This window comes from Butyrivibrio sp. NC3005, assembly GCF_000424545.1.
In the GTDB taxonomy this organism is placed as follows: domain Bacteria; phylum Bacillota; class Clostridia; order Lachnospirales; family Lachnospiraceae; genus Butyrivibrio.
In genome coordinates this window covers 1-9,162 of record NZ_AUKC01000073.1, presented here as the reverse complement: position 1 = coordinate 9,162, position 9,162 = coordinate 1, and the positions used below count along the sequence as shown (strand labels likewise).

Here is a 9,162-nt window from a genome sequence, read left to right as displayed (position 1 = left end):
TACCAGACCAAAATTTGTCGTTAAGAGAAATTTTGTCCTGCGAAGCAGGATTCTTGCTGATGATTATCCTAAATCTCAGCAAGAAGTCATAGGTTGTTGTTTATGCAATTTCAAAGCATACACAGGCATGAGGCTTAAGTGTTATTTTATCCTTATCCTTAAGTGCAACTACACTTCCATTCCAGATATCTATAGCTTCTACCTCAGCTCCTTCTTTAAAACCACAGTCAGAAAGAAGAAGTTTAGCTTCGTCTTCTTTGTCTTTAAGGTTAAATACTGCAACATATCTTGTACCTTCTTTGGTCTGACTTGTCCATGTCACAATATCTTTTTTTCTTGCAACCTGATGAGCTTTCCTTCCGTCATGATGCATCTTAAGAAGTCTTGCATTTGTCAAAAGCCCATAAGTAAACTCATCGTTATCACGCAAATCTCCACCGAACATTAACGGTGAACGGAAAATGCACCATAAAGTCATAAGAGTCTTCTGCTCATCTTTAGTAAAATTAGTCATGCGATCGCCTTTTCTTTCAGGATCAGTTCTGATACCTATATGTCCAAGTGGAAGCATATCGCAATCCGGCCAATGATCTTTGCAGCCTACACCGCTCCATACGTCTGCTCTTTCAAACATTCCATACAGAAGATCCCATCTGTCCCAGAAATCATCTGTCATTCGCCACATATTCGCTTTTTCGAGGAAAAAATCTGCTTCATCTCTTTTAGCAGGTCCCGGAGAAAGGGAAAGAACCATATCTCTGCCGCAGTTTTCAATGGCTTTTCGAATCATATCAATTTCACCAGTTACAGCTCCCGGAGCCTCTGGAGTATATCTTGTAGCTGCGATATCATCAACCTTTACAAAATCTACTCCCCAGCTTGCATATAATTCGAAAATAGAATTGTAGTATTCTTGTGCTCCTTCTTGTGCAGGATCAACACCATACATATCAGTGTTCCACGCACACACTGAAGAAGGATGTGCAATCTCTCTTGCTGTTCTTGTTGTTCCCAATATACTAGTATTTCTATGAACAGCCTGTCTTGGAATTCCTCTCATAATGTGAATTCCAAACTTTAAACCCATGTCATGAATTTTATCTGCAATAGGCTTAAACCCCTGACCTCCTGCAGATGAAGGGAATCTGTTAACAGCTGGAATAAGTCTTGAATACTCATCCATCTCAAGTTCTGCAAATTTGTGATACCAGCACGAATCAGCTGTTTTCTCTGACCACTGAATATCGCAAACTACATATTTCCAGCCATACTGCTTTAAGTATTTTGCCATATATTCTGCATTCCCTAATAGTTCCTCTTCTGTTACGCTTGCGCCATAACAATCCCAGCTATTCCATCCCATCGGAGGTTGCTTGGCTACATGTTTTTTCTTTTCTGAAGCAACATTCTCACACATACTTTCTCCACCTTCTCTTTAAATTGTATTTATGTCAAATCTTATCGGAAAAAATGCGTAAAGTTTTCGCATTTCCTCATTCTTTTCCAATAAGCATCTGATAAATCTCTCTTTTTTGCATTCCTCTGTCAGCTGCAACTTTTTTCATTGCATCCTTTTTGGAAATCCCCTGTTCTAAATAAAAGTTCATGTGGTCTTCAACAGACATCTCTTTAAAAGATTCCTGCTTTTCTTTTTTCTGTTGTTCGAGGCTCCTTCCTTCTATGACCATTACGAATTCGCCTCGTGGCTCATTTTCATTATAAAAAGCTATTGCCTGCTCAAATGTTGTAGGAACAGCCTCTTCGAATCTCTTGGTAAGCTCTCTGCAAATCGTCACCCTTCTATTGCCGAGTGCTTCATATAAATCAGCAAGAGCATTTTTTAAATGATGAGGCGCCTCATAAATAATTATAGTCCTGCTCTCATCTTTCAAATCGTCTAGAATTTCTTTTCTTCCTTTTTTGTCTTCTGCTCCTGGCAAAAAACCTTCAAAACAAAATCTTCTGGTATTAAGTCCTGATAAAGTAAGCGCTGTGATAAGTGCAGCAGGTCCCGGAAGGGAAGTAACTGTAATTCCAGCCTCATGACACATTCTTACCAAAACTTCACCCGGATCTGAAATTGCCGGAGTTCCTGCATCTGTTATAAGTGCAATATTTTTTCCGGAGCGCATTTCATCAATAAGATAATATGCTTTATCGACTTTATTGTATTCATGATAACTTGTCATCGGAGTTCTAATACCAAAATGAGTCAGCAAGTGAATACTGTTTCTAGTATCTTCTGCTGCTATCAAATCCACCATCTGAAGTGTTTCCAACACTCTTGGCGTAATATCTTTCAAATTACCGATTGGAGTTGCACATAAATATAACATTCCCTGTCCTTTGACTGGCTCTTTTCTTGTTTGTTTTTTTATTTTTTCTTCCTGCATATAAATTCCTTTTAGATATCGATGTTAACATAGATTTTTTACTTCGCTCAAAAAAAACGCGCAATACTTGTCTTTATCTTGATATACCAGATTTACAACACTTAATAATAGTAAACCTTTAATAGTTCTTTCGTGTATTTTCCAGGTTCTGAATAGATTATCATTGGCTTTTCAACCTTCATTCTGGATTTTCCTCCTCGAACCGCTTCTATCAGTACCATATTGGCATCTTGGTCTGCAAAAGGGTATACAAGCTGCATTCTTTTAGGCTCTAATTTATGCTTTGTCAATGTCACCAAGATTTCTGAAAGTCTGAAGGGACGATGTACAAGGAAAAAACGTCCCGAAGGACAAAGGAGCCTTTCTGCAGCACTTGCCACATCTTCAAAGTCACATAAAACTTCATGCCTTGCGATAGATTTTGCTTCATTAGCATTTTTTAGTCCATGTCCACCTATCATATATGGCGGGTTGCAGGTAATTACGTCAAAAGAGGCAGCATCAAACAAGTTTGCTGCCTCTTTAATATCACCTTCAACAATTCTTATACGGTCCTGCAAATCATTAAGAAGTACACTTCTTTTTGCCATTTCAGCGCTGTCTTTTTGAATTTCCAGACCAACGAGTTCTCTTGCGGTAGTCTTTGCCGCAAGGAGAATTGGAAGAATTCCGGTACCTGTTCCCATATCCAGAACTCTTTTTCCATCCATTGGAGTTTTTTCAACTACTACATTTTTATCCGAATTTTCTACTGCAAATGCTGACAAAAGAACTGCATCCATGCCAAAGCAAAATCTCTTCGGATCCTGAATGATACGATATCCGTTTCGCTCTAAATCATCAATTCTTTCGCCCTCTTTTAAAACCACTTCCATATTCATTCTCTCGTTGTAATAACATTTTTAACTGTTCTTGTCATTACCTGCATTGTTATTTGCGCCATTTCCATTATTATTGAACTGGCGACGTCTATTATCTCTTTGACGATTGAAATTCTGTCTATATTTGCCTTTATTAAAATCACGTCCGTTACTGTTATCTTTTCCGTTGTCTTTAACGTCTTTTACGTTATCTTTTGCAAAATTTCTGTCATTCTCTCGGTTGTTATTTAAAGGCTTAGTGTCTCTACTAAAATCCCTGCTACCATCCTTATTAAAATCTTTAGTGTTATCTTTGTTGTTATCTCTATTGTCCCTACTGTCTTTGTTAAAGTTTCTGTCAGAATTTCTATGCTGCTTCCTGTTTCCTGCATTATTTGGAGTATTTATCAGCGTTCCACCTTCTGTAACATCAAGGTTTCCACTAGTTCCACTATCCTCAAGGGCCTTAAGATCTGCAGTATCAATCTCACCTTCCATTTGGCTATAATCCGGAAGAAGATTATTCTCACGATGCTTTGCCTTTTTTCTAAGGAATCGAACTTCATCAGCAAGATACTCATGAACTTCCTTCTCATCATCAACATCTACAAGAATCTTAACAGTCTGTCTCAAAACGCTTACACTCGCAACCTCACCTTCAAGGTTATCCTTGGTAATAACTACATCACCAACTTTTGGAAGCTTTCTATTAAGTTCTTCATATACTTCCTCTTCGTTCTTGAGGCAACACATAAGTCTGCCACATACACCCGAAATCTTAGTTGGATTAAGTGAAAGACTCTGCTCTTTTGCCATCTTAATAGATACCGGTGCAAAGTCTGCAAGATATGTATGACAGCAAAGCGGTCTTCCACATATACCATAACCGCCTATAATCTTAGTCTCATCACGAACACCAATCTGTCTAAGTTCGATTCTGGTACGAAATACTGCTGCCAGATCTTTTACAAGTGCACGAAAATCTATTCTGCCATCCGCAGTAAAATAAAACAGAATCTTGTTATTATCAAAAGTATACTCTGCATCAATAAGTTTCATTTCAAGACCATGCTTATTAATCTTCTCCTGACATATCTTAAAGGCATCTTTTTCCTTGAAACGATTCGCAGCTTCTTGCTCTTCATCTCTTGAGTCAGCAATTCTAAGAATTGGTTTAATAGGTTTTACAACCTTATCATCCTCAACATCCATAGGCTCGCCCACTACTGTTCCATATTCTATTCCTCTAGCAGTCTCTACTATTACATGACTGCCACGCTTTACATCGTAATCTCCGGGTTCAAAATAATATATTTTACCGGCAATTCTAAAACGCACGCCGATTACTCTTGTCATCTTTTCCAGCCTTTCCGCTTATAAGTTATTCTGAATGTCTAAAATCAAAAGTTCCAGAACATTATCCGAATTAACATTTGCTTGTATACGTTTTTGCGCTTTATCAATTGAATCATAAATTGCCGTCAATCTATCAAAAGCGAAATTTTCACTTGCTTCTCTAATATACGATAATTCGTCCCTGAAAATCAAGTAATCGCTTTCTTCAACCGCTTTATACACGGTGACGTCCCTGACGAAAATTCTCAAAATATCCAAGTAATTATCAATCATTTCTCTGCTGCTTACAGGCACTTCCCCTTCTTTTGGTTCTGAAGGTGTCAAAATATCCTTCTGCATTTCAATGATTTCATGTATCTCTTTTTTCTTTAACTTTGAAAAAAAGGAAAAAATCTTTTTTCTCATGTTATCAAAATCTTCATTTTGAGAAAGAAGAATAGCTTTCCCGACATTTCCTCTTGCAAAACTTGCGCATAATTCTGCACGATAGTCTGGGATATGATACTGATTCATAAGAAAAGTTTTAATATCACTGTCTAGAGCAGGCCGCATTGGAAGCACCACACATCTGCTCATTATTGTAGGCAGAAAAGCACTCTCGTTATCAGTAAGTATAATAATGATAACATAAGAAGGCGGCTCTTCTAAAGTCTTTAAAAGAGCATTTTGCGCAGCAATATTCATCTTTTCACCTTCGGGAATAATATAGATTTTATGTGTCCCATAATATGGCTTTATAGCCACATCATCACGTATTTTTTCTCTTATTTCATCTACTGTTATCACATTGGGCTTTTCATGAGTCACCATGATAATATCAGGATTGTCATGTAAATCTGCCTGCAGGCACGAATGACACTTATCACAAGCCTCTAAATATCCATTTTCTTCATTTCTAGACTCACACAAAAGAGTCTTGGCAAAAATATTAGCAATAAACTCTTTTCCAGATTCTTTCTCTCCCGTTATGATAAAAGCATGCGAAATATTCCCGGTTCTGAGGGCATTCTGCATGTGACTTTTCAAATGTTCCTGCCCGATTATATCGGAAAATTTAGCCATGTAGTCCTCTCTTTATCTATGTAAAAATATCCAAAAGAAGTCCCTCGATTGTACCTATTTTTCCCATAATAGCAATCGAGTCTTTTTCCTCTTTAAAGAGCTCTTGAGCAAGCTCATCCAAATTTTGATCAACTAACCTTATAATACCATAAACTCTATGCCTACCTTTCCTGTCGAGGAAATTCTCTCTTGAAAAAGTATGCGAACGAGTAATGATTTCATTTAAAAACTCTTTAATCATCTTGCGATAATGTTGCATATCTCTTATATCTTTTCGCTTGGCGATATCTCTACCCTGTTGCTGAATATCCTGCATCATCGCTGTCAATCTACTTGCAAGCGATGCATCTTCAAGTTTGCTGGCAAGTGTAAATTTAAAAGTATCATCAGCAACCTGCATCGTTTCAGAGCTTTTGGCCTGCTGAAGCTGCTGAGCCTGATTTACTTTGATATCCATAGATCTTACCTCTGATAAAATCTGCGATTTTTTTTCTAGTATCTTCTATTTTGTTTTCATTTGAAAATCGGTTCTCATCTGCAATATTTGCTTCTTTAATTTTTTCCTCTGCAAAATCTTTTTCGTCAGCAAGAAAACGCCTGCACATTTCATCGTACCTAGGATGTTCCTGACGATTTTCTCTTTTTAAAGCTCTTTCTATTCGTGTTCTATCACTTGTTTCAATAAGAATTGGAATAACATTGTCATTTCCAAAGTAATCTCGTATAGAACAATATGATTCAAGTGTTCCTATCATCAATACACTTCCGCTTTCAAGGTCAATTTGATTGTCATCTACAGTAAAATATCTCCATGGACCTGCTGCGGTCATATAACATCTCTCTTCAATTATTTTTCGGTCATCTGCAAGCTTCTTATAAGCTTTTTCATCTCTAAAAAAATACTGAATTCCTTCAACTTCTCCAGACCTCATGGGTCTTGTAGTATAGAGCACCACTTTTTTTAATTCTAATGCTTCATCTTCTAAAAGCCTCTTGTACAGGGAATCTTTTCCTGTAGAGCTTTTTCCCATAAGCAGCACTATTTTTCCCATCTATGTTAGCATCTCCCTGCATCAAATGTTAATTTTTATAAGAACTATATTTTTGGTTATTTTGCTTTTTCTAGTCGTGTTGATGTTTGTACTATTCTAAATAGAACCAGAACAACACACCAAAACTTTACCATCCTGTATTCCCTGAACGTTCAGGCCTTCTTTTATGTACTTATATATTGTTTTGCACATATTGTCAGAAATAACTTCTCCTGGAACTACCAAAGGAATTCCTGGCGGATACAAGTTTATAAAGTCTCCTGCAATTCTTCCTGAAGCCTTCTGCAGTTCTACTTTTTCTGTTATTTCGTCGTAAGCTTTGTATAATGGCAACCTACAGATTGGGTATTCTGCTACTTTGGAATTATCTTTTTGCAAATACAGATAATCGTTTCTTTCTCCTTCATCAGAGTTAATGTATACCTTATCCATTGTTTCAATATTACCAGCTTTATCTATACTATTGCTTACTTCAATACTACTAGCTTTATCTATACTATTACTTAGTTCACTATTATCAGTTTCATCAATAGTATTGCTCAATTCACTATCTATTTTTCTTATAGCCTCTGAAAGCCTTCGAATTCCCTCTTGTGTATCGCACCCGGTTATTATCATGAGTACATAAGTTTCACCTGCCATTTCAGGCTGTAATTGATATTTTTCTCTTAAAATATCATAAAGCTTTTGCCCTGTAATTCTTGTATTCTTACACGAAATAACTATTTTGCATGGATCTGGAACAATCTCCCATCCCGGAATTCTCAGACTTTGACAGTTTCTTCCAACCGCAAGTAATGCTTCATGATAATTTATAACGTTATCACTCCATCTCTCAGCATTATGATTCATATATTCAATACATGAATCTATTGAAGCCATAAAAAGATAAGAAGGACTGCTTGACTGATATATCTTTAAATATCTCTTTAGTTTATTTCTATCAACAAGGTCTCCCTGTACATGAAGCAAAGCTGTCTGTGTTAGAGCTGGTAAAGTCTTGTGAAGACTGTGTATTACAAGATCTGCTCCAAAATGTATTGCTCCCTTAGGTAATTTTTCATTAATTGAAAAATGAGCTCCATGCGCTTCATCGACAATTAATGGAATGCTATATTTGTGGCATATTCTTGCAATTTCTCCTATATCCGACAAAATTCCCTCATATGTAGGCGATGTTATAAAAACAGCTCTATATTCTCTGTTGGAATTTTTATTTAAATTACAATTTAAACTTTCTTTTATCTTCCTTTTAACGTCTTCTGGATTTATTTTACCGCAAATATCATATTCATTGACCATTTCAGGATATAAATAATCCATTTCTGCATGCATCAAATACGCTGCATTATAAAGCGATTTATGTGCATTTCTACATACCAATATTCTTCCAGATTCTTCTCCGGATAAAACTGCAGAGACACTTGCTAGAACTCCACAAGAACTTCCATTTACCAAAAAGAAAGATTCTTCGCTTCTATACAGAATATTTGCTTTTTCCTGAGAACTCTTTATTATTCCCTTTGCATCATGCAAATTATCAAAATTATCTATTTCTGTGATATCTCTTGAAAACAGGTTACTTATAGAATCATTAAAGCCTTCAATTCTAGTATTTCTTTTATGTCCTGGCATATGAAACGGGTATAGATTGCTTTCATTTAATGCCGTCAAGTTATTCCAAAGATCAGACAAAACTTACCTCATTACTCATTTTTATTATTATTTCATTACTCTAATTATTGTACCATTTTCGCAAGCTTCTGTAACCCATTGTTGAAGTATATTGTACAACCAAAGAGTAAGGCTATAGTGAACTTATATACTCCAACAAAATAAACACTTGCAAAATTTTAAAGCTATTCTGAGTAATAACTGTAACTACCAATATATTCAATTGCTATTTATTCCGGGATAGTGAATAGAAAAAGATTTTTACATAAAAAAAGATGCCTTGAGCAGGAATCGAACCGGCGACACACGGATTTTCAGTCCGTTGCTCTACCAACTGAGCTATCAAGGCATATAGTAGCGGGGACAGGATTTGAACCTATGACCTTCGGGTTATGAGCCCGACGAGCTTCCAGACTGCTCCACCCCGCGTCATCGAAGTTCACAATGAACTCCCACATATTCATTTGTAATGGGTGGCGGTGGATTCGAACCACCGAAGCAATTTGCAGCAGATTTACAGTCTGTCCCCTTTGGCCACTCGGGAAGCCACCCATATAAGCCGACGATCGGACTCGAACCGATAACCTGCTGATTACAAATCAGCTGCTCTGCCAATTGAGCCACGTCGGCATGTTCATATCTAAAGTATATACTCTAGATATGAGTGGGACCTACAGGGCTCGAACCTGTGACCCTCTGCTTGTAAGGCAGATGCTCTCCCAGCTGAGCTAAGATCCCATTTAATCAATATTCAAATATAAAGTG

At 36.9% G+C, this 9,162-nt stretch carries 7 protein-coding genes, 5 tRNA genes and 1 pseudogene; all 13 read right to left on the bottom strand.

Annotated features, from left to right (window positions below; translation table 11 throughout):
• Positions 1–100: 100 nt before the first annotated feature.
• The 13 genes and pseudogenes from G634_RS0114455 to G634_RS0114395 all read right to left on the bottom strand — a co-directional run bounded on the left by G634_RS0114455 (position 101) and on the right by G634_RS0114395 (position 9,135).
• Entirely contained in the window at positions 101–1,417 is a 1,317-nt protein-coding gene (locus G634_RS0114455; protein ID WP_051234071.1) for a glycoside hydrolase family 27 protein, read from the bottom strand.
• 76 nt (positions 1,418–1,493) lie between these two features.
• Positions 1,494–2,393: a 16S rRNA (cytidine(1402)-2'-O)-methyltransferase gene (rsmI, locus tag G634_RS0114450; RefSeq protein ID WP_051234068.1), complete on the bottom strand. Its 900-nt coding sequence runs from the start codon at positions 2,391–2,393 to the stop codon at positions 1,494–1,496.
• Between the two features lie 101 nt (positions 2,394–2,494).
• Complete coding sequence (locus G634_RS0114445) at positions 2,495–3,268, bottom strand: tRNA1(Val) (adenine(37)-N6)-methyltransferase (RefSeq protein ID WP_330364833.1); 774 nt, start codon at positions 3,266–3,268, stop codon at positions 2,495–2,497.
• A 414-nt stretch (positions 3,269–3,682) separates the two neighbouring features.
• Positions 3,683–4,609 (bottom strand): annotated as a pseudogene (locus tag G634_RS22035) (PSP1 domain-containing protein); the annotation flags it as partial.
• 18 nt (positions 4,610–4,627) lie between these two features.
• Entirely contained in the window at positions 4,628–5,671 is a 1,044-nt protein-coding gene (locus G634_RS0114435) for a DNA polymerase III subunit (RefSeq protein WP_026505864.1), read from the bottom strand.
• A gap of 16 nt (positions 5,672–5,687) precedes the next feature.
• Positions 5,688–6,128: a YaaR family protein gene (locus G634_RS0114430; RefSeq protein WP_026505863.1), complete on the bottom strand. Its 441-nt coding sequence runs from the start codon at positions 6,126–6,128 to the stop codon at positions 5,688–5,690.
• A complete protein-coding gene (locus tag G634_RS19435) occupies positions 6,076–6,723 on the bottom strand; it encodes a guanylate kinase (RefSeq protein WP_051234066.1) in 648 nt (215 codons plus the stop codon). Before G634_RS19435 ends, G634_RS0114430 begins: the two co-directional genes overlap by 53 nt.
• Positions 6,724–6,819: 96 nt before the next feature.
• Complete coding sequence (locus G634_RS0114420) at positions 6,820–8,418, bottom strand: aminotransferase class I/II-fold pyridoxal phosphate-dependent enzyme (protein ID WP_051234064.1); 1,599 nt, start codon at positions 8,416–8,418, stop codon at positions 6,820–6,822.
• A gap of 255 nt (positions 8,419–8,673) precedes the next feature.
• Positions 8,674–8,746 (bottom strand) — tRNA-Phe (locus G634_RS0114415).
• A 6-nt stretch (positions 8,747–8,752) separates the two neighbouring features.
• Positions 8,753–8,826, bottom strand: a tRNA-Met gene (locus G634_RS0114410).
• 41 nt (positions 8,827–8,867) lie between these two features.
• Positions 8,868–8,949 (bottom strand) — tRNA-Tyr (locus G634_RS0114405).
• Positions 8,950–8,954: 5 nt separating this feature from the next.
• Positions 8,955–9,027: transfer RNA gene (locus tag G634_RS0114400), tRNA-Thr, on the bottom strand.
• Between the two features lie 35 nt (positions 9,028–9,062).
• A tRNA-Val gene (locus G634_RS0114395) sits at positions 9,063–9,135 on the bottom strand.
• Positions 9,136–9,162: the final 27 nt, after the last annotated feature.

Coding starts and splice junctions, on each gene's coding strand:
- G634_RS0114455 (WP_051234071.1), bottom strand. CDS start 1,417: ATGTGTGAGAATGTTGCTTCAGAAAAGAAAAAACATGTAGCCAAGCAA.
- G634_RS0114445 (WP_330364833.1), bottom strand. CDS start 3,268: ATGGAAGTGGTTTTAAAAGAGGGCGAAAGAATTGATGATTTAGAGCGA.
- G634_RS0114435 (WP_026505864.1), bottom strand. CDS start 5,671: ATGGCTAAATTTTCCGATATAATCGGGCAGGAACATTTGAAAAGTCAC.
- G634_RS19435 (WP_051234066.1), bottom strand. CDS start 6,723: ATGGGAAAAATAGTGCTGCTTATGGGAAAAAGCTCTACAGGAAAAGAT.
- G634_RS0114430 (WP_026505863.1), bottom strand. CDS start 6,128: ATGGATATCAAAGTAAATCAGGCTCAGCAGCTTCAGCAGGCCAAAAGC.
- rsmI (WP_051234068.1), bottom strand. CDS start 2,393: ATGCAGGAAGAAAAAATAAAAAAACAAACAAGAAAAGAGCCAGTCAAA.